This is a genomic window from Agrobacterium larrymoorei (assembly GCF_005145045.1).
GTDB classification, from domain to species: domain Bacteria; phylum Pseudomonadota; class Alphaproteobacteria; order Rhizobiales; family Rhizobiaceae; genus Agrobacterium; species Agrobacterium larrymoorei.
In genome coordinates this window covers 90,535-109,457 of sequence record NZ_CP039694.1, presented here as the reverse complement: position 1 = coordinate 109,457, position 18,923 = coordinate 90,535, and the positions used below count along the sequence as shown (strand labels likewise).

At 56.5% G+C, this 18,923-nt stretch carries 17 protein-coding genes; 9 read left to right on the top strand and 8 right to left on the bottom strand.

Going from position 1 to position 18,923, the window contains the following annotated elements; genetic code table 11:
- Positions 1-284: 284 nt before the first annotated feature.
- Positions 285-1,361 (bottom strand): ROK family protein, encoded by a 1,077-nt coding sequence (locus CFBP5473_RS23460; RefSeq protein ID WP_051441422.1) that lies wholly within the window; start codon positions 1,359-1,361, stop codon positions 285-287.
- A 300-nt stretch (positions 1,362-1,661) separates the two neighbouring features.
- Between CFBP5473_RS23460 and CFBP5473_RS23455 the strand changes: the two genes are divergently transcribed.
- The 9 genes from CFBP5473_RS23455 to traR all read left to right on the top strand — a co-directional run bounded on the left by CFBP5473_RS23455 (position 1,662) and on the right by traR (position 11,010).
- Entirely contained in the window at positions 1,662-2,741 is a 1,080-nt protein-coding gene (locus CFBP5473_RS23455; protein WP_027677081.1) for an ABC transporter ATP-binding protein, read from the top strand.
- Complete coding sequence (locus CFBP5473_RS23450) at positions 2,738-3,598, top strand: ABC transporter permease (RefSeq protein WP_027677082.1); 861 nt, start codon at positions 2,738-2,740, stop codon at positions 3,596-3,598. The genes CFBP5473_RS23455 and CFBP5473_RS23450 overlap by 4 nt, the downstream gene beginning before the upstream one ends.
- Positions 3,595-4,443 carry an ABC transporter permease gene (locus tag CFBP5473_RS23445; RefSeq protein WP_051441423.1) on the top strand — a complete coding sequence of 283 codons (849 nt, stop codon included), beginning with the start codon at positions 3,595-3,597 and terminating at the stop codon, positions 4,441-4,443. The genes CFBP5473_RS23450 and CFBP5473_RS23445 overlap by 4 nt, the downstream gene beginning before the upstream one ends.
- A 48-nt stretch (positions 4,444-4,491) precedes the next feature.
- A complete protein-coding gene (locus CFBP5473_RS23440; protein WP_027677084.1) occupies positions 4,492-5,601 on the top strand; it encodes an extracellular solute-binding protein in 1,110 nt (369 codons plus the stop codon).
- 61 nt (positions 5,602-5,662) lie between these two features.
- Positions 5,663-6,439, top strand: coding sequence for a glycerophosphodiester phosphodiesterase family protein (locus CFBP5473_RS23435; RefSeq protein ID WP_051441424.1), 777 nt, complete (start codon positions 5,663-5,665; stop codon positions 6,437-6,439).
- A gap of 9 nt (positions 6,440-6,448) precedes the next feature.
- The gene (locus CFBP5473_RS23430) at positions 6,449-7,204 is read left to right on the top strand and encodes an inositol monophosphatase family protein (protein ID WP_027677086.1); all 756 of its coding nucleotides are present in this window, start codon (positions 6,449-6,451) and stop codon (positions 7,202-7,204) included.
- 199 nt (positions 7,205-7,403) lie between these two features.
- A complete protein-coding gene (locus CFBP5473_RS23425; protein ID WP_027677087.1) occupies positions 7,404-9,056 on the top strand; it encodes a Na/Pi cotransporter family protein in 1,653 nt (550 codons plus the stop codon).
- 9 nt (positions 9,057-9,065) lie between these two features.
- Complete coding sequence (locus CFBP5473_RS23420) at positions 9,066-10,163, top strand: aldose 1-epimerase (protein ID WP_051441425.1); 1,098 nt, start codon at positions 9,066-9,068, stop codon at positions 10,161-10,163.
- 142 nt (positions 10,164-10,305) lie between these two features.
- Positions 10,306-11,010 carry an autoinducer-binding transcriptional regulator TraR gene (gene traR / locus CFBP5473_RS23415; protein WP_027677088.1) on the top strand — a complete coding sequence of 235 codons (705 nt, stop codon included), beginning with the start codon at positions 10,306-10,308 and terminating at the stop codon, positions 11,008-11,010.
- 438 nt (positions 11,011-11,448) lie between these two features.
- On the opposite strand, the gene CFBP5473_RS23410 is transcribed toward traR, so the two are convergent.
- The 7 genes from CFBP5473_RS23410 to traA form a co-directional block, all read right to left on the bottom strand.
- Positions 11,449-11,757, bottom strand: a complete 309-nt coding sequence (locus CFBP5473_RS23410) for a transcriptional repressor TraM (protein WP_027677089.1) — start codon at positions 11,755-11,757, stop codon at positions 11,449-11,451.
- A gap of 337 nt (positions 11,758-12,094) precedes the next feature.
- The gene (locus CFBP5473_RS25785; RefSeq protein ID WP_106389474.1) at positions 12,095-12,226 is read right to left on the bottom strand and encodes a hypothetical protein; all 132 of its coding nucleotides are present in this window, start codon (positions 12,224-12,226) and stop codon (positions 12,095-12,097) included.
- A 327-nt stretch (positions 12,227-12,553) separates the two neighbouring features.
- Positions 12,554-13,012 carry a hypothetical protein gene (locus tag CFBP5473_RS23395; protein ID WP_027677090.1) on the bottom strand — a complete coding sequence of 153 codons (459 nt, stop codon included), beginning with the start codon at positions 13,010-13,012 and terminating at the stop codon, positions 12,554-12,556.
- 148 nt (positions 13,013-13,160) lie between these two features.
- A complete protein-coding gene (locus CFBP5473_RS23390) occupies positions 13,161-13,790 on the bottom strand; it encodes a TraH family protein (RefSeq protein ID WP_027677091.1) in 630 nt (209 codons plus the stop codon).
- 12 nt (positions 13,791-13,802) lie between these two features.
- Positions 13,803-15,101: a conjugal transfer protein TraB gene (locus CFBP5473_RS23385; protein ID WP_084631834.1), complete on the bottom strand. Its 1,299-nt coding sequence runs from the start codon at positions 15,099-15,101 to the stop codon at positions 13,803-13,805.
- Positions 15,022-15,552, bottom strand: a complete 531-nt coding sequence (gene traF / locus CFBP5473_RS23380) for a conjugative transfer signal peptidase TraF (RefSeq protein WP_027677093.1) — start codon at positions 15,550-15,552, stop codon at positions 15,022-15,024. The genes CFBP5473_RS23385 and traF overlap by 80 nt, the downstream gene beginning before the upstream one ends.
- On the bottom strand, positions 15,549-18,851 hold the full coding sequence (traA, locus tag CFBP5473_RS23375) for a Ti-type conjugative transfer relaxase TraA (RefSeq protein ID WP_027677094.1): 3,303 nt from the start codon (positions 18,849-18,851) through the stop codon (positions 15,549-15,551). Before traA ends, traF begins: the two co-directional genes overlap by 4 nt.
- Positions 18,852-18,923: the final 72 nt, after the last annotated feature.

Genomic DNA, 18,923 nt, shown 5'->3' with positions numbered 1-18,923 from the left:
ACTCCGCGTCACGCTTTGAAAAGCCATGAAGGGCTTCGATGTTCACTCCAAGTCTCACCTCACCGCGCTGGCGATACCGCGAAAACCGTTCGAGTTAGGGAGATATATCGTCGCGTCAAATAATTTACGAGATGCATTGTAGATGAGTTTAATCACGTTGTAGATCCAGACGAGCCAAAAGAGCTCTTTAGAGTGGCACTTTTCACAACTTTCATCATGTTGTTGTCGCGACGACAGAGCTTTCATAGACGGTACCCAAGAGATTCCTTGCAGAACAAAAACAGTCAGTTGAAAAATGATTCCTTAAGCGGAATCAACGCCGCCCCTATAACGGCCGGATCGCCCTGGATCTCACTTAAGAGGATTTGCGGGTATTCAGCTGGTGTGTTCATTCGAACTATCCGCGGGCTTGGTGGCACCTTCATCAGCAGTTCACCAAGCCGCCTTGGAAGCTCCCCTCCAAGTACTACCGCGGCCGGATCTATAACTGCCCACATCGCATCGATAGCTTGATTTAAATAAGGCGAAACTTCGTCCACCCACTCTCGTACGCCAGGCCACTCAGGATCGAAATTATTGCGAAGATCTCTTATACCCTCAACAGTGATACCCCTTTCCTTCAACCGGGATAATAATTCTCCGAGCGCCGGACGGTGCGCAACTTCCTCGGTCGTGTAGATACGGCTGATTTCGCCAGCGTTTCGGAATGAGCCAAATACAGGCTTCCCATCAATGACTACTCCTCCACCAAAGCCAAAGTTGAAGGAGAGATAACCAAAGGTGGGATATTTCAGGCCAGCGCCGAGACTGGCTTCACCTATCGCACCGGTTGTACAGTTGTTTTCTGTCCATACGGGAACCTCGAAGAGCGCTGTCAACTCGCTGTTGAGATCGACCAAGCACCAGTCTGCGAGCGGCTCCGGCGCATTGAAGTAATTATGTGCGCCCACAAAAAAACCAGCCATGGCAAAGCCAGCCCCGACAATCTTGGCGCGCGGTATCTGATTTGCCCTCATCGTCTGCCAGACACGTTCTTTTAGAAGGACCAGCGTCCGCGAACGGTCAGTCGGAGCGATGTCTAGTACCTCCTCGTGAAGGACATCGCAACGCAGATTGCACAGACAAAACGATGCGCTGTCAGTATTCACAGAAATGCCAATTGAGTACGCCGCATTCGGGTTGAGCTGGAGTTCTTTGCTCGGCTTGCCGCGTCCTTCAATCACAGCGTCCCCAAAAATCAGGACATTACTCTCGAGCAGGCCATCGACGATCCTGTGGACTGAAGGCTGGGTGAGATTTGTCATCGCGGTAATCGCTGACCGCTTTATCCCGCCATTTCGGCGGACAATTTCAAGAACCATTCTCTCATTTTGCGAAAGCGGCTTCGCAGACGCTGATGGAGAAATGCCTGACACAGATAAGGTTGAATCATCTGCCACCGCGCCTGCCTCCCTACGTAACGCCAATTTAATAAACAGAGTATGAGAAACGAGGAATGGTTTCAACTCCTGAGATACCACGACACCCTTAAAATGATTTTATCAACAGAATTAGTGGCTTGTGTATCACCTCCTTCTGTCATCGAAAATTCATTTACTTTCGCGAATTTGACAATTATTATACGTTACGCATTAAAAAGAATTCGCATTTGGGGAGGTCCGATGAGCGTACTTGATGTGGCCAATGCAAAGATCCGATTTGGATCTTTTGAGGCATTGAAGGGAGTATCGTTTTCCGCGCAGCAAGGTCAGCTTGTAACGCTGCTCGGCCCCTCCGGTTGTGGCAAAACCACACTTCTGCGTGCCATCGCTGGTTTCATTGAACTGGACGGCGGACAGATCGCTATCGATGGACAGGACATGAGCGGGGTTATGCCTGAGCGGAGAAACACGGCCATGTGTTTCCAGTCTTATGCTTTGTTCCCGCATCTGACTGTGTTTGAAAATATCGCTTTCGGGCTGAGACAAAAGCGGACGCCGCAGGCCGAACTAGAAAAGCGCGTAGCCGAGTCCGCATCGCAGGTTTCACTGGAAACACAACTCAGCAAGTTGCCCGGCCAGCTTTCAGGAGGACAACAGCAACGTGTCGCTCTTGCACGTGCTCTGGCGGTACGCCCGGGGGTTATTCTGTTTGATGAACCACTGTCAAATCTCGATGCCCGACTTCGCGACCAGGTTCGCTTCGAAATCAGGCAACTTCAAAAAGCCCATGCTTTTACGGCGGTCTACGTAACGCACGACCAATCGGAGGCTCTCGCCATGTCCGATCTGGTGGTGGTGATGAACGCGGGAAGGATCGAGCAAAGCGGGACGCCGAACGAGGTCTACTACAACCCGGTCAACCGCTTTGTCGCCGACTTCGTTGGCACAGCGAATATAATGCCCGTCCAGATCAATGGACGAGATGAATCGACTGGGCATTATCGCGTGACCTCCCCGTTGGGTGAGACCCTGATCGCATCAGAAGCATCACCCGTGGCAAATAACGTTTACGCCTGTTGGCGACCGGAAGACGTCATCAGCCGTGCTGACGACCACGCTGGTCTGAACGTCTATTCCTTCGAGGTTCAGGCGAAGAGCTTCCTGGGCAACCTCACGGACCTCGCGGTCATCGTTTCGGGGAAGAGCAAAAGCTCTTTCCGGATCCAGGTGCTCGGCAAATCCGCAATCGAAGAGGCTTCAACTTGCCGCTTCGAAATCGCGCCGGAGAAAATCCGCTTCCTGAAGGAGCCGGTAGAATGACTCTCAGAAACAATCTGCAGGCCTATCTTCTCCTTCTTCCCGGCCTTGGCGTCATCCTGATCTTTACCAGTATCCTTATCGGCATGGCGGTTTCGCAATCGTTTGGTTTTCTGAACTTCGCCGGCTCAAGCGAATTTTCGCTTCGGTTCTGGAATACCATGCTTGCCGATGAACAGGTCTGGAGAGCGTTGTGGTATTCAGCGCGAATTGCGATCATCAGCTCGTTGCTTGCGGTGATGGTCGCCTACCCGCTCGCATTGTGGCTCCGCAAGCCCTTTGCCGGATCGGGGTTGATAAGTGCGGTATTGAAGGCACCTTTGCTTGTTCACGGACTGGTAGCCGCATTCCTGTTTATCAACTTTATATCGTTTCAAGGCTTTTTTAACCTCGCGCTGGTGAAGCTCGGCTTCATCGCTCGCCCGATGCGCCTGCAAAACGACAGCTACGGAATTGGGGTGATATTTCTTCAGGTCTGGAAGCAGATGCCCTTTGCCCTGCTTCTCCTGACCGGTGCTGTGCAGTCGATAGGCGACGATATTCTCAACGCTGCCCGAGACCTCGGTGCAGGTGCGGTAGACCGGTTCCGCAAAGTCATCGTTCCGTTGACAATCCGGTCTCTGCAGGCAGCCCTGGTCCTGATCTTTATCGGAGCGGCCGGCGATTTCTCGTTTCAGGTCGTAGCAGGTCCCACCAGTATCAATTCCTTGGCGCAACTGATGCTCCGGACCCAAGAAGCAAGTGCGGACGGGTGGAACTTGGCTGCCGTCGTTGCCATGCTTCTGATGGCGCTATCTCTTTTCGGTGCAGTCCTCGTGGCCGGCATCGCTCAACTTCTCTCCCGTTTGGGGAGGGTATGACGATGGCGAGCATGTACCTCAAGAACTTCCGCTGGCTAAACCGTCTTCTCGTCGCATTGGTCGTTACGGTCGGCGCCATATGGCTTCTGCTCCCCTTTATGCTGGCGGCACTCTGGTCGCTCGTCGATATCAACCACCCCTGGGCATACCCTGACATACTGCCCCCGGTACTTTCCTTTTCTCGCTGGATAGAGGTTTGGAACACGACGGGTCTGCCGCAAGCCTTGAGAAACAGCTACACGCTTGCGCCCTGTGTTGCGGCCATCACAATCATCCTTGCTTTGCCGACGTCCTATGCATTCGGCAGGTTGGAATTCGCGGGAAAGCCTGTGCTGCAGGTGCTGACCTTGTTGCCTCTCGCCCTGCCCGGTTTTGTGGTTGCCATATTCTTCTCCTCGCTCCTTCTGAATATGGGAATCTACTCAAGATTTCTGGGCATCCTCGTCGGTCACACCGTTGTACTGCTGCCTTATGCTATTCGCATCCTGACGGTGTCTTTTTCACTCATCAGGCAAGACCTGATCGACGCGGCACGCGATATGGGCGCATCGCCCATTTCTGTATTCCGAACTGCTTACTTCCCGATCCTGAAGCCTGGCGTCATTGCCGCCTTCATTATCGTTTTCATTCTGTCCATCGAAGAGTTTGGTATCGCCTATATCGTCGGTGCGCCGGATTTCACGACAGTTCCAACGATCCTCTATTCGTATCTCGGATACAACTTCATTCGACCCAATGCCGCGGTCGTTTCCCTGATCCTCGTTGTTCCCAACGTCTTTCTGATGCTGCTCGTTGAACGCTTCCTCGCAAGCAACAACCCCGCGGCCATCACCGGAAAGGGATGACGGCGATGTTCTCCACGCAAGTCCAATCCAAACGGGAGGTAAAGTGCAATGTTTAAGAAACTCGCCGCGATCAGCATAGCGGTTTTAACTATCGGTATGCCCGCGCATGCCGACGACCTGAAGTCGATGTCATGGGATCAAATCGTCGCCCAGGCAAAGAAGGAAGGCGAAGTCAGATGGTTCAACTGGTTTAACCAGGCCCGCTTCCGTGAGGAGGTCAAAGCGTTCGAAACCGAGTACGGGATCAGGGTGACAATACCTGACGGCGATTCAAAAGCGAACATAAACAAATTCCTCGCCGAAAAGGATCGGCCACAAGGCGACATCGATGTATTTTCGACATCCGGCTCCGAGTTGAAGAAGCTTTCACCGGAGACAACTTATTATGGGCCTCTCGATAAGTTGCTGCCCGAGGGAAAGAAACTCCGTTACGACCTTGAAGGCTTTAAAAACGGCGGGTTTGCGGCAGCTTTCTGGGGAAACCAGTCGGGTATCGCTTATGATTCCTCCAGGATCACAGATGCCGATCTGCCCCGGACCGTCGAGCAATTCTCGACTTTCATAGAAAATCATCCGGGGGAACTAGGTTTCAATGTCGAAAATGGCGGCGCAGGTCCGGCTTTCATTCAGGGCATTGCCCGTCAGTTCGCTCCTGATGTCGATTATGCTTCCGGAACGACTGATGCAGCGGTAGAGAAAAAATTTGGCCCCGCCTGGGACTGGTTCTCCAAACGAAAGGATCAGTTTGTAATCACCGCATCCAACAACGACAGCGTTACCCGCCTGACTTCTGGTGAATTCACGATCGTCGCGGCATGGGAAGACGTTATCGCAGCTCTCAAGAAGAGGGGCGAAATTCCAGCAACCGTCAAGATCTATGTTCCAGACTTCGGCATGCCGGGTGGCGGAAATGTCGTGGGTATCCCTGCAAACGCCAAAAATAAGGCCGCCGCGCTGGTCTTCATCCATTGGCTGACGAGCGCCAAGACCCAGACGCGTTTCGCTTCGGAATTTGGCTCCGTCCCTCAGAATCCAGACGCAGATGCGACAGTTGCTCTCGTCAAGGTTCAGGAGCGGAGGTCCAGTTTCAACTGGGCCGCCCAGCCGCTGAACGACGATATCAAAAACCAGTTCATCAAGAACGTTACTCTCCGGTGATCCCGGTGGGCGGTGGGCATGAAATGCCCTCCGCCTCTACTTTTTCGAACAGGATACATCCATGTCTCAAAGCTCGGTGCTTAAGCGCCCAATCGCAAATGCACGCCACATCGTTGTTCCCGATCAGATCATCGCACACCGCGGTGCGCCGCGCCTCGCGCCAGAAAACACGCTCGCAGCGATGAGAAGCGCCGTCCAAAAAGGCGCAAAGTGGGTCGAGGTCGACGTTAAACTCACGCGGGATCAAAAGCCGGTCATCATCCACGATGACACCGTCGATCGCACAACAAATGGCAAAGGCTTTGTTGCGGGTTTGACTCTGGAAGAGATCCGCAGCCTCGAGGCGCGCGCATCTTTTGGCGAAGAGTTCGCCGGCATCAAGGTTCCAACCCTGGAAGAACTAATCGAGACAGTTCTTGATCTCGATGTGGGTTTACAGCTCGAATTGAAGCCCACGCCTGGCGACGACATCGAAACAGCCGAGGTCGCTCTCGACGTCCTGAAAACCCTTTGGCCGAAAGACCGCGAACGCTTGTTCTTTGGAAGCTTTTCGATCCGGTCGATTCACGCCGCAGCACGCATCTGGCCTGATGTTCCGCGCGCCTATTTCGTAAGTATTCCCCCCAAGGATCCCGTTGCACTTCTGAACGAAACGAAGTGCCAGCTCCTTCACGTTACGAAAGACATCCTGGACAACGATGCGATGAAGGTTCTTGCCGATAGCGGCATCGAATTCGCGGTGTCCGTCGTCAATGATCCGGCCGCGGCCAGACGTTTTCTCGAACTCGGCGCCCAGACCATTTCGACTGACATTCCTGACCTCCTCGACACCCACTGAGGCCAAAGAATGGATTATACGAACCGCCTGGAAGCAGCGAACACAATCATGGCGGAGGCTGTAGACTTGGCTCTTCGGCTTTTTCACGAGCGTGATCGCTTCGTCGCTGAAGAGAAATCGGCGAGCGAGTTTGTTTCCGAAGCAGATCGTCGGGTAGAAACACTTATTCGGGAGAGGCTGTCGTTACACTTCCCGGATGACCATGTCATGGGCGAAGAGATGGGCGGTGGAGGATCGGACGCGTTCTGGTCCATTGACCCGATTGACGGCACGGTCAATTTCCTGCGCGGATCCCCACTCTGGGGGGTATCCATCGGCTTGGTGGAGGGTGGCGTATCTCGCGTCGGCGTTATCGCGTACCCCTGCCTCAATCTGCGGCTTGGTGCTGCGCAAGGAGCCGGCGTTTTCAAGAATGGTGAGCGCTATCAAAGGCGAGTCGATTTCCCCTCGGTTCGGCTCGCCTCAGTCGGCGAAAGTGCCCGTTGGCCGGCGAAAGAGGTTGCCAAGGTGGAACTTGCGCTCCGAAAGGCGGGCTGGGGCGTGACCGAATATCGATGTGGAACTGTTGGTCTGGGATTCGCCGCACTCGGAATGACCGACGGTTATGTCGAAAAAAATACGAGTATCTGGGACATCGCCGCAGGATCGGTCATCTGCGAAGAGGCAGGCCTACTTGTGACTACTGGTGGATCATATGAAGCGGCTGGCCAGAACATCGTGGCAGCAACGGAAGATGTTCACGGTGTCATCGCGCCGTACTTCTAGCGAGCCGACCTGGTTGGCGCTCGCAGGCTAAAAGCCGAACATGATTGATGTTTCGGCCATCCTGTCCGCGAGGTGGCGCGGGCAGGATGCCGGTGGGCAGCTATCCTCCCGGCTTGCTCACCGGCTCCTTCCTTCGGTGTTCGAGGCTGGACACTGCAATGTCTGGTGAGCGAGGTAGTCCTCAGTCAGGAGTAAGTGATTGGAATCATTGATTGTTGTGATCAATTTGTTCGGGGCGGTGGCATTGCTCCTGTTCGGTCTTGCTCAGGTTAAGGATGGCGCGTCGCGCGCGCTCGGATCAAAGCTGCGGACCGGCCTTGCAACCGGGACAAGAAGCAGCCTTCGATCCTTTCTGTCCGGCTTTGTTGCAACCGTGGCTCTGCAAAGCTCCACCGCGACGGCTCTCATGATCTCGTCCTTCGTCGAACGAGAATTGATCAAACCTCGTATGGCTCAGGTCGTGCTGCTGGGAGCCAATGTCGGCACCGCGGTAACGGCCTGGATCGTCGCAACCGGAATCGAATGGGTTTCGCCGGTCCTGCTTGGTCTGGGGATCATCCTTTATCGAGGCGGGACAACGTCGCGTCAGGGCGTCGGAGCCGCTCTGATCGGCATTGCACTGATGTTGCTTTCGCTTCATCTTCTCAGTGGGGCAACCGAGCCGTTGCGCCATTCACCGGCACTTGCAGCGTTCATCGGGCTCCTCGACAACGCCTGGCCCGTCGCTATGATTTTCTCGGCGGCGATTGCATTTGCATCGTCCTCTAGCCTCGCGGCGGTTGTTCTTATCCTGTCGATGGCGTCCACCGGAATTCTGTCTGGCGGCCTTGTCGTCGCATTGGTTCTCGGCGCCAATCTGGGGGGTGCGGTCCCCCCGCTGATTGCAGCCTTGTCGGGATCGGCAGCAGCAAGGCGTGTGACGCTCGGTAACTTGCTCGTACGCGCTATCGGTTGCGTCCTTACCCTTCCCGGTGCAGGGATTCTCGCCGATTGGCTGTCCATGCTACCCCTGCCCCACTCCAAGCTTCCGGTCGATGCGCACTTGGCCTTTAACATCGCCCTCGCTCTGCTCGCATGGCCCTTCTCGCGGCTCATCGCGCGCTGGATGACCATTCTGATCCCTGATCAGGCCCACGCAGAGAACGGCCCAAAATTTCTCGACGCCGACGAGCTCTCGACACCGATCGTGGCCCTCACCAGCGCTTCCCGCGAGGTGCTTGGAGTCGGAGACCTGATCGAGAGAATGCTTTTGAAAGTCTCCGACGCATTTGAGCAGAACAACACGTCGAGGCTGAAGGATATCTCCAAGTTAGAACGTCAGGTCGACCGGCTGCAACAGGAGGTCAAGGTCTACCTTTCCAAACTTGGCCAAACCGGATTGTCAGAAGACGAAGGGCGCCGTTCGATCGTCATCATCGACTATGCCATAAACCTCGAACATATCGGTGACATCATCGAGAAAGGCCTCTTGCAGGCGGTGACCAAGAAGATCGGCCACGGCCTCAAGTTCTCCGATGACGGTTTTGCCGAGCTTCAGCAGCTTTTCCAGTTGACCATCGACAATCTCAGGATCGCACAAACGATCCTGATCACCCGTGACATTAGCCTTGCCCGCCAACTCATGGAGCGCAAGATCGAGGTGCGTCAGATGGAGAAGCGATCCTCCGAGCGCCACCTTGAACGTTTGCGTCACGGACGCGCCGACAGCCTGCAAACCAGCTCGCTTCATCTCGACATCCTGCGCGATCTCAAACGGATCAACGCCCACATCGTATCTGTCGCCCATCCGATCATGAACGAACAGGGACTGCTCGGCGAAAGCCGCCTTCTGAGCAGAAGCCCGGGTGGCTGAGAAATGCTGATGAAGACAATCGATGAGCGCGGCAGGTCAATTGGGGAGATGAACGTGCCCACCACGGATCTTAGACGCAGTCAGACAATCGTTTCGGCCCAAACGACATGTGGGATCGAGGTGATCGAAGTAACAAGCTATCGATATCGCGCCCGGATCGCTCTGCAGGGCGCAACACTCCTCGATTGGCATCCAAGAGATACGAATGGTCAGGAAGGTGAAAACGTCGTTGACGGTTATCGTGATGTGCATGAGCTGACGTCCCAAAACGGCGTACGCAACGGGATCCTTGCTCCATTTACCAATCGTCTCGTAAGGGGTCGTTTCGATTTCGACGGTCGCACATATCGATTGCTTCCGATCGCAGAAGGCGAAAATGAGGTTTATCACGGTTTCTTGCGTGTGAGGCAGTTCGAGCTTCGAGGCACCGCGTTTGCTGGTGAAAATGTCCGATTAGAGTTCGTCCACAAGACGGTCAGCGCAAAAGCCCCGAGCTATTCTTATGATCTCGAAGTTTCTGTCGCGTACGTTTTTTCGGTTAGCGGAGTTGAACTTGAGATCGCCACTACAAACAGCGGCGGAGAGACAGTTCCCTACGTTGCAGGATGGCATCCGTATTTCAGGCTGCCTGGAAGCTCCGCCATTGATGACCTTACGCTCCAGGTCCCATCGACGTTTGTCGTGGATACGATTGATCTTATTCCTCAGGTCACATCAGATGGAGAGATAAAACTCCAAAATAGCCCTACTTTCCATCGACCGACCAGAATTGGCGATCACGTCCTTGATTGCTGCTTTACACAGCTCATTCAGGATGAAGACGGAATCTCCCGCACGATCCTGACTGATCCGACTTCTGGCACGGAATTGTCCGTCTGGCAGGAACGGGGGCATATGCATGTTTACACTGGTGACACACTTGCGAGAGATCGACGCAGATCAATAGCTCTTGAGCCTGTGGAAGATTTGACGAACGCCTTCAATCTCCCTAGCCGTATCAAACAAGTCCGTCTGGAACCGGGTGATACTCGAACCTTTAAATGCGGCTTCGAATATGAGCGCGGGGAACGCCGTGAGACCGAAAAGGGCTCTCTTGCTGGAAGTTGAACCTGACACTCGAAAGCCAACGCATGACTAAGGAACGCGGATTTCGTCAACCCAACGTGAAGTTTTTCGACTTCTTGCCGATCGCGGGCTGTCGGACGAAGCGTGACGACAAGGATACAGACAACCATTACGGAGATAAGGAATGCAGCACTGGCTGGATAAATTGACCGATCTTGCCGCGATTGAAGGCGATGAGTGCATCCTGAAGACGGGGCTGGCGGACATAGCCAATCATTTCGGCTTTACCGGTTACGCCTACCTTCACATCCAGAATCGGCACATTACCGCCGTGACCAATTATCATCGCGAGTGGCAGTCGGTCTATTTCAATAAGAAATTTGACGCTCTCGATCCGGTCGTCAAACGCGCAAGGTCCAGGAAGCACATCTTCACCTGGTCGGGCGAGCAAGAGCGCTCGACGCTGTCGAAGGGCGAGCGCGCCTTCTATGCCCATGCAGCCGACTTCAGCATCCGCTCCGGCATTACCATTCCGATCAAGACCGCCAACGGGTCGATGTCGATGTTCACGCTGGCATCGGAGAAGCCGGTGATCGATCTCGATCGGGAGATCGACGCAATTGCAGCTGCGGCAACCATTGGGCAGATCCATTCCCGCATCTCATTCCTTCGCACTACACCCACGGCGGAAAATGCCGTGTGGCTCGATCCTAAAGAAGCGACCTATCTTAAATGGATCGCGGTCGGCATGACGATGGAGGAGATCGCCGACATCGAGGGGGTCAAGTATAACAGCGTCCGGGTGAAGCTTCGTGAGGTGATGAAGCGCTTCGACGTCCGCTCCAAGGCGCAGCTGACCGCGCTCGCAATCCGGCGGAAACTTATTTGAACGGGTGCAACATTCCCGTTGTGAAGTTGCGGTTGAGGAGGACTGTTATGTCGAAAGGGCTGCCTTGAACGCTCTATAGTTACTTACCCGCATCCGCTTTGCACACGCCAGACTAGACTGACGACGGAAATCGAAACCACTTCTACGAAAGCTTTGACGCTGTCCGTCAGGCAGTTCATCAACTGAGGAGCGATGTAGCCAAGGATCCCGAATACCGTTGGAAATCAATGCATCTCGTGAAAATCTAGATCAGAGCGATCTCGACGGATACAGTGTTTCCTTGCTGAATGAAGGCATATCGAGACTCGTCAAAAACTATGAAATCCTCGAGACGATCGACGACAAAGACTAAAGCGTCACCTCAAACCGCGACGGACACGACGCCAGCAGCCCTCAATCAGCGGGAGTGTTCTTGCCCCGATACAATTTTAGTGTCGGTCAGTTTACGACAACCTTGGGAATGAAGCCAAGAATGCTGATCAGTGTGCTTACGGCGCTCATCTGCGCATGCATCTCGATGCTCGCTTCAATGTATCGGACATGCTGCGGGCCGCCGGCTTCTTTTCCTGTTTTGTAGGTCTCAGGCAGAGCCTGAAATAGCTTGTCGGCTTTCTCCACGAGTTGCCGGTGCGTCCTGATGGCGTCGATCGTGATGGTTTCCAGGTCCGCCGGCGGTAATCCGTGCGTCAGCCCGATCAATGGGCGGAGCTCTACCTTCTTCGTCACTGTGGCATCTTCCAGTTCCATTCCTGACCTAACCCTGGTTGGTCCGCGGTGCGCCTCCGCTGACGTTGAACCCCGTGAACCCTTGCCGGGGGTTAGAATCCGAGATGAATCGGCCCTGCGACCTTTAGCCGGAGCCTGGACATACGCCGCAGGCCCCCGGACACAAAGTCAGAGGGTTCCTGGCGCCATTCCGGTCAGCGCCAACCGTTCATCTGCGGATTCTAAGCCGCAACGCAGCGCGTACTGCGTCAACTCCCTTATAAGTGTCATTCCAGGGAGAAGCCAGTCTGGATTAAGATCGCGCACGTGCAATTTTTCACAAAACCGCGGTCAAAAATGATTTTAAGCTGCTGGCGGTTTAGTTTTGAGCTAAATTTTCGCTTTCACGTTGCTGGCGGTGCTGCTTGCGTCTTGCCTGGACGATCAGGAAAGATTGCCGAGCGTTGAGCCGAGCGTCATCACTGACGGGCTCGCAGGGTTGACCAACAATATCATGGCGTAAGGCATCAGGCTGCGCGGTCGCATAAAGCTACGCGGCACTGTGCGTGCACCGGCGTAACGCTTCTCGCAGATCCGACAGTGCTGCATCCAGTCTCAGTCTCGTCTCTATGTCAGTATTGATCCCGATCCGGAATGGTAGCACTGTCTCCCCTTCGGCCGAAGGAAGCACCGCGATTGGCCCGTTCAACAAGGCGTTTACCGACTTGGCTGCTTCAAGCGAGTATCGATCGACCTTGATCGGACCGCGGGACGCTTTCCATGGGCTGAGGGCTTCGTGTTGCTATCGTTCATTTGTCCTGCCTGAAACGCGTTAGAATTAATTGAAATTGGCTGGATCGTCGAAGAAGGCTTCGCATTTGGCCTTGTTGAGCCGCACGTCCGAGCTCCCGAAATAGAAGTATTTGAAGCTCTTGATGAAGTGCTTGTATCCGAGCTTGTCGTAGTCGCGCGTCTGGCGGACATATGCAAAATCGAGCGCCGTCGAACGGGACGTTCTGCTGGAGCCGACATGAGGTGCACGATCGGCCTCGACGATGTCGAAGTGTGCAAACTTGCCGTCGGGTGTGAGAAAATACTCAACACGCCAGTTCGCGGGATCCGGCTTGGGAATCTTGATGTGGCGGACTTTCCGAAGAATGTCGGCTGCCTGCTTCGCAAGGCCGCCCTTAAAAAAGTCGTCCTGCTCCATCGCCCAGAAGAAATAGTCTGGATCCGTCAGCAACAGCTGCGGTAGCGTTTTGCCCTTATACTTGCCGATTGGCATCTCTGACCACATGACCCCTCCGCGTGCGCCGTGCTGAAGATATGGTGGGACTTCAGGTTCGCTTCAATGATGCTGCCGCGCTTCAACCTGCAGGCAGCGGAAAGCCTGCAGGGCATCTAGGGAGCGCCATTCCGATTTCACCGAACTCCGGCGGTAGGACCTACCGCTCGCGAGCTCCTATCCCAGACAGGTCGATCCTGATACCAGCCTTGTTCGGGTCAGACGCGATCGCCTCAGATGGCGGATCTTCAACTCCTGCATTTTCGCGAGAGCCGGATTTTGTTTCGGCTTCGTCACTCTGGATCTCAGCCGGTTGGGAAATTTTCCCCTCGCCAGGATGCTCCGCCCGAAACACCGCAGTCCCCTCGAAGTATCCCGTCTGCCAGGCGATGATCGCATCATCCATCACTTGCGGCAGCACGTCAGCAGCAGTCGGATTGCCATACCATTTCATGACGATGCGCCAGACCTTGCCGAATAGCGCGGTTCCCATGCGAATGTTCTCGCAAACATCCACGAGATCCGGCTTCAACTGGCCTGCCTCGACGATACCGAGGCCTGCAGGATACTGGGTGATGCCAACACGCACGGTGTTACGACCAAGATTGTCGCGGATCAGCGCCAGCGCCTCCTCCGGCGTCGTGGGTTTGGGCACCAGCACCACGCGGCTTCCAGACCGGACGGTGATCGCCAACGGGTCCTGCGATCCAGCACGAGCGATGAACTGCTCGATAATTGCGGGCTTCAGGGCCGGATCGGCGCATTGCTTGGTAAGGGCGGCATCGACCATCCCGGATCTCCTTCAAGTATTGAATGCCATGACGACAGGCAGACCGAACAATCTGGCCCAGGCGGTTACACTCGCCTTCTGGATGGCGACGATCGACGTGCCCCCGGTCCACCAGCCATTCCCAACGGCAACGATCACCTCGGGCGAGTGCAGCATCGATTGCAGGACCGGCCAGAGAATGAGCTGTTCGTAGCAAATCAGCGGCGCGATCCTGGTTCCATCAACCTTAACCACCGGATTGCCGAAGAAGTCCGCACGCGCTCCGCCGCCCTGCCCGGTCCATTGCAGCCATGGTTGCCACATCGAGACCGGAACCGGCATTCGCTCGCGATAGACAATCTTCGCCTCGTCCGCCGATATCGCTACCATGACGTTGTCGTAGCTGTGGGTATCGATGACGGCAGCGCCGGCAATCACGGTGAGGCTGGTTCCGCCCAGTTTGTCCCGCCAAAGATGCTCGACCGTCGGCGTCCAGAAGCCGAGCGCACTTTCCGGCATCACTACCACGCGCGTTTTCGGATCGGCGGCGGCAGCGCGCTTCATCTTTGCGATTAGCTCACGCTGATGCTGAAGCGATTCATCCCGACCGAGCTTTTGTCCCTGCGCGAGGTCGACGCCCGTCCACCCATGCTGTAGGTTCGGTTCTGTCCAAAACGCGGCGGACCAGAGCCAGAACGCTGATAGCGTAATGGCAGCCGCTGGCCAAAGCCTTGTCGTCATGACGGTGAGGCCGGCCGCAGTTAATAGGAGGCCCCACCAGCCCCAACCGGGAAACAGCACACCCGCAATTGTCAGCGGGTGCGCCCATCCGGTGATGCCGAAGGGCGGCAACCCGGTCAGCACCAAAACCACCAGATAGCGCACCGCCATTGCCGCATCCGGCCACATCTTTCCGGAAGCCTTTTGTCCGGCACGCTTCGTCCAGAGCACGGCGTTTACAGCGACGAAGGAGATGGAAGCCGCTACCCACAATAGTAACCCTGGCCACAGATTGGCGGCATAGAAGTTGGCCACGCCCTGCGGGAGACCTCGCGACGCTGCGAGGAAATACCCAGCCGAGACCGCCGCCGCGACTAAGCGGGACGGTGCCATCGCCCAGAGCACCGGAATGATCATGGCGAAGGGCAAAAGAAGCACCACGCCGCTCCATCCGATTCGCCCACAGGCGATAGAAGCTGCGATCAGCAGAACAGCTTTCAAACGATCGGCTTTCCGGCCATCGTCATCGCGATCACGGATCAAAGGTAATAACCGGCTGCGCCAGGCCGAGAAGACCGGAATCCGGAACCGGGCCGAAATATCGGGAGTCATAGGAGCTCGCAAAAGTCGAGTGAAGGAACAAATGATGCGGGGGCACGACACCGCCCAGATCAGGGGTGAGCGGTCTGCCCTCACCGTCCCGATCGCGCACAGTGGATGCGGGTAGAGAGCGGCCATCGATCACAATATGGTCGGTGATGTCGACATGCTGACCGGGCAGCGCTGCGACTGTCTTGATAAGCGGCGCGACACCGCCGGCACACAATCCGCGGCGTACATATCCGCGCCGTCGCGCCTCGTCGAAGACGGCTGCCGTTGGCGGGCAGAGAAACACCAGATCGCCGATCGAGACCGGACGCTGTAACGCCTTGATGCGCCAGAGCCCGAGTGGTTCGCTCGGCGTCAGATTCAGCCGGTACCCGCCCATGAACGCTATCGACACCAGTCCTGACATGACGAGGCTGGCGCCCGTCAGAAACAGAAGGACCGCCCGCCGCCTCATTGTTTCAGCACCGGCGTCTGGCGCTGGGTGAGACGTTGCTCCTCGGCTAGTTTCAGCGACTGGACGGTGCGCTCGTGGGCGGCGAGCTGCTGCGCCGTCCGCATCACCGGCCAGGCTTGTTTGAGCTGTTCCTTCTGCTCGGGCTTCATCCCCTCGGCAAGCTTTCCATAAAGCTTCCCGGAGGGATCACGCGCGGCGTTGCTCAGGAGGGTCCGCTCGCCAATCCGCTCGGTGACAGCTTGGTTAAAGCCGTCGATCTCAAGCTTGGTCTCGCGGTTGCTGAGCGCATAGGCCATCGCCGCCGGCAGATCGTTCCGGTCGATGGCGTCCCTCACCCGCTCCAGCACGACACGCGCCGCCGGTGACAGTGCGGGAATGTCGATCGAGACGCGCTGGCGCAGCGCCTGCTCATCTGCCTGCAGTCGCTGCGCCGCGTTCTCGCGCATCCTGAGATACTGATCGAGGTCACGTTTCAGGGCCGGGACATTAAGCTCGGCGATCCGGCGCGCTTCACGATCCGACTTGCTGGCAAGCATGCCGGTCTTACCGTTAAGCGGACCGATCGAAACCACATTGCTCTCGATCTTCTGCAATGCCTGTTTCGCCATCTCCTTGTCGGCGATAACCGCATCGAAGTTCATTGCCCGGAATGCGGCTTCAGGATCGGCGAAGACATAACGGAAGCGAGTGGATACCTCCTCCCATTGTTTCTTCAGCGCCGGATCGGTGTCGAGTTTCCGGTCGACGCTGTCGGCGACAGAGCCGGAGAATTGCGTGATGCCTGCGACCATGGGCCGGGCCTCCTTCATCGTTTGGGTCTTTGGGGTTTGGTGGAGGCCAAAGTGCTCACCAAACGCGCCAAGCCTGCGGGCGAGATCAGCCAGCTTCGTCTTCTGGCGCAGCGTCCAGTCGAGCCGGTCGCGGAGGAGTGTGCGCGCCACCTGCATGATGTGTAGGCCACGGTTTTCCGCAAAGCGCAGCGCCTCTCGATACAATTGACCGCGCTCGTAATCGAGTGTCGTTTCCTTGGCATTTTTCCGAGAAAGAACTTTTGCCAAACCGCCATTGAAGGCGAAGGATCGCTTACCGTAGTAGAGTTGCAGATCCTCACGATGACGGGTCATCGCCACATAGGTGAGATGGCGATCCAGCGACAGCGATGCCAGCACTTTCACGCGATCGACGGTGGCGCCCTGCGATTTATGGATAGTCGTCGCATAACCGTGATCAAGCTGATTGTAGAAGCGCTGCTCGACCGTCACCAGCCGGCGCTGATCGCCCTCGCCGATCACGGCGACAACGCGGTTTGAAGCCGCTTCGACGACATGGCCGATCATGCCGTTCTTGACACCCAGCGATCCCTCGTTCTTCAGGAAGACGATCTGGTCGCCCGTGTCGAACTGGCGGATACCGTCAGCCGTCTTGAAGACATGGCCATCACCCACAATGCCGCGCTCGACCAGTTTTTCGCGGGCCATGACGTTCAGCATGCGCACGTCGCGGCGCAGATGCGCGAGGATCAACGTCGTCTTAGTCTGATCGTAATCGTGGTTCCAGTCGGCGATCAGGCTCGCGACCGCTTCCGCCTTCAGACGCTCGCCTGTGACTCTGGCATTCGAATTGTAGGAGGCCAGCGCCCTCTCGACGTTCCCCCGCGCCAGATCGAGCGACGCCCTGCGCATCCAGTCCTCGCGCTGGCGATAGATCGTTTCGAGTTCGGCATAACCGATGCGGTCGACGATGGCGCGGAAGGCAGCGCCCGCCTCGATCGGCTGTAGCTGTTCGGGATCGCCGACCAGCACGATTTTGGCACCTACCCTGACGACAGCATCGACAAAGCCCGCCATCTGCTTGGAGGCGACCATGCCCGCCTCATCCATGACGAAGATCGTCTTTGCGTCCAGAACGTCGCGGCCGCGGTTCCAGCGCAGCTCCCACGACGCAAGCGTCCGGCTCTCAATGCCGGCTTCCTTCTCCAAACCCTCAGCCGCCTTGCCGGCCAGCGCACCACCGACGACACGGTATCCGGCCAGCTCCCACGCCTCGCGCGCCGCTTTCATCATCGTGGTCTTGCCAGCACCTGCGCGTCCGACCACGGCGGCAATACGGGCAGGTCCTGCAATGCGCTCGATTGCCGCTTTCTGCTCGTCGGACAGCCGTTCATGCCGCCGGAACGTCGCATCCAAGGCAGCCTCGGAAACGGCATGCGTCTCTTTGCCCGACAGCCACATTGCCTGCCGTGCCATCGTCGCTTCCAGCCGGATCATCGCCCGTGTCGAATAGCGCGCCGGCAGCTTGTCACCGGTCGCAAAATCGATCGTGTCGCGCTGGAGCCGGAGCACGTCGGGGTTCAAAATGATACGCAACATCAGCTGCTGGAAGGCAGCGGGATCGTCGACGTAGCGGTGCAGCACTTTCGCGACATCGCGTTCATCGAAGACGCTCTTTTCCCGTGTGATCACGTCGAGCACGATGGCTGGATTTCTCACAATGCGGCGGGTGTTTTCCTGACGGCGCTCTTTGTTCAGCTGGATGCGTTCGAGTTCCGGCCGCACACCCTGCACTTGCGCCTTGCGCTCGATCGCCTTGGCGCCGACGCCAAGATGGATGGTAGGCTCAAGTTCGATGCCCTGCTTTTCATAAGAGCGGCCATCAATGCGAAGATCGATGCCACCCAGCGCTAGGTGATGGTTCAGCCGCTCGAACCAACCATCGCGTAAGGAATTGAAGTCGTCGGTCGAACCCGCCCAGAGCTCATAGAGGATTTTGCCGGACTTCGTGCGGACCAGCTGGCCGTTATCGCCGATCACCGCCACCTTCTTTCCACCAAACCCGTCTTCCGTCAGGGGCCGCAAGGTGGTCATCAGATGGATATGCGGATTACCGGGATTGTCATGATAGACCCAGTCGGCGACCATTCCCTTGGCGAGGATGTGTTTCTCCACGAAATCCCGCACCAGGGCGATGTTCTGCTCCGCCGACAGTTCAAGCGGCAAGGCAATCGTCAGGTCACGAGCGAGCTGCGCGTCGGCACGTTTCTCGAAAGTCTCGACCCGGTTCCAGAAGGCTTCCGACGCACCTGACACAGAGCGGTCGGCGATCATCGAGCGAACCCAGTTCGGGGCATCTGCCGGAAGAAGAAACTCTTCGTACAGGAGCCCATGCTTCCGTGTGTAGTCGATGGTGCGAGCCTCACGCTCATAGTCCATCTTCGCGCAGTGCCGGTAGGCCGCGGACAGCACGGCACTGCGGCCGGAGCCGCGGCTGACGATGCTGGCTGAGAAGTGGGCAATGGCCACGGCGCAAGAAACTCCCGGTTCGAACCTCGTTCGTCCAGAGCGGCAAGACCAAATCGGCCTGTGTGGAGGCAT

What these genes read in the sequence shown, in the direction of transcription:
- CFBP5473_RS23460 (WP_051441422.1), bottom strand. Translation starts at nt 1,361, where the DNA reads ATGGTTCTTGAAATTGTCCGCCGAAATGGCGGGATAAAGCGGTCAGCG.
- CFBP5473_RS23455 (WP_027677081.1), top strand. Translation starts at nt 1,662, where the DNA reads ATGAGCGTACTTGATGTGGCCAATGCAAAGATCCGATTTGGATCTTTT.
- CFBP5473_RS23450 (WP_027677082.1), top strand. Translation starts at nt 2,738, where the DNA reads ATGACTCTCAGAAACAATCTGCAGGCCTATCTTCTCCTTCTTCCCGGC.
- CFBP5473_RS23445 (WP_051441423.1), top strand. Translation starts at nt 3,595, where the DNA reads ATGACGATGGCGAGCATGTACCTCAAGAACTTCCGCTGGCTAAACCGT.
- CFBP5473_RS23440 (WP_027677084.1), top strand. Translation starts at nt 4,492, where the DNA reads ATGTTTAAGAAACTCGCCGCGATCAGCATAGCGGTTTTAACTATCGGT.
- CFBP5473_RS23435 (WP_051441424.1), top strand. Translation starts at nt 5,663, where the DNA reads ATGTCTCAAAGCTCGGTGCTTAAGCGCCCAATCGCAAATGCACGCCAC.
- CFBP5473_RS23430 (WP_027677086.1), top strand. Translation starts at nt 6,449, where the DNA reads ATGGATTATACGAACCGCCTGGAAGCAGCGAACACAATCATGGCGGAG.
- CFBP5473_RS23420 (WP_051441425.1), top strand. Translation starts at nt 9,066, where the DNA reads ATGAAGACAATCGATGAGCGCGGCAGGTCAATTGGGGAGATGAACGTG.
- traR (WP_027677088.1), top strand. Translation starts at nt 10,306, where the DNA reads ATGCAGCACTGGCTGGATAAATTGACCGATCTTGCCGCGATTGAAGGC.
- CFBP5473_RS23410 (WP_027677089.1), bottom strand. Translation starts at nt 11,757, where the DNA reads ATGGAACTGGAAGATGCCACAGTGACGAAGAAGGTAGAGCTCCGCCCA.
- CFBP5473_RS23395 (WP_027677090.1), bottom strand. Translation starts at nt 13,012, where the DNA reads ATGTGGTCAGAGATGCCAATCGGCAAGTATAAGGGCAAAACGCTACCG.
- CFBP5473_RS23390 (WP_027677091.1), bottom strand. Translation starts at nt 13,790, where the DNA reads ATGGTCGATGCCGCCCTTACCAAGCAATGCGCCGATCCGGCCCTGAAG.
- CFBP5473_RS23385 (WP_084631834.1), bottom strand. Translation starts at nt 15,101, where the DNA reads ATGACTCCCGATATTTCGGCCCGGTTCCGGATTCCGGTCTTCTCGGCC.
- traF (WP_027677093.1), bottom strand. Translation starts at nt 15,552, where the DNA reads ATGAGGCGGCGGGCGGTCCTTCTGTTTCTGACGGGCGCCAGCCTCGTC.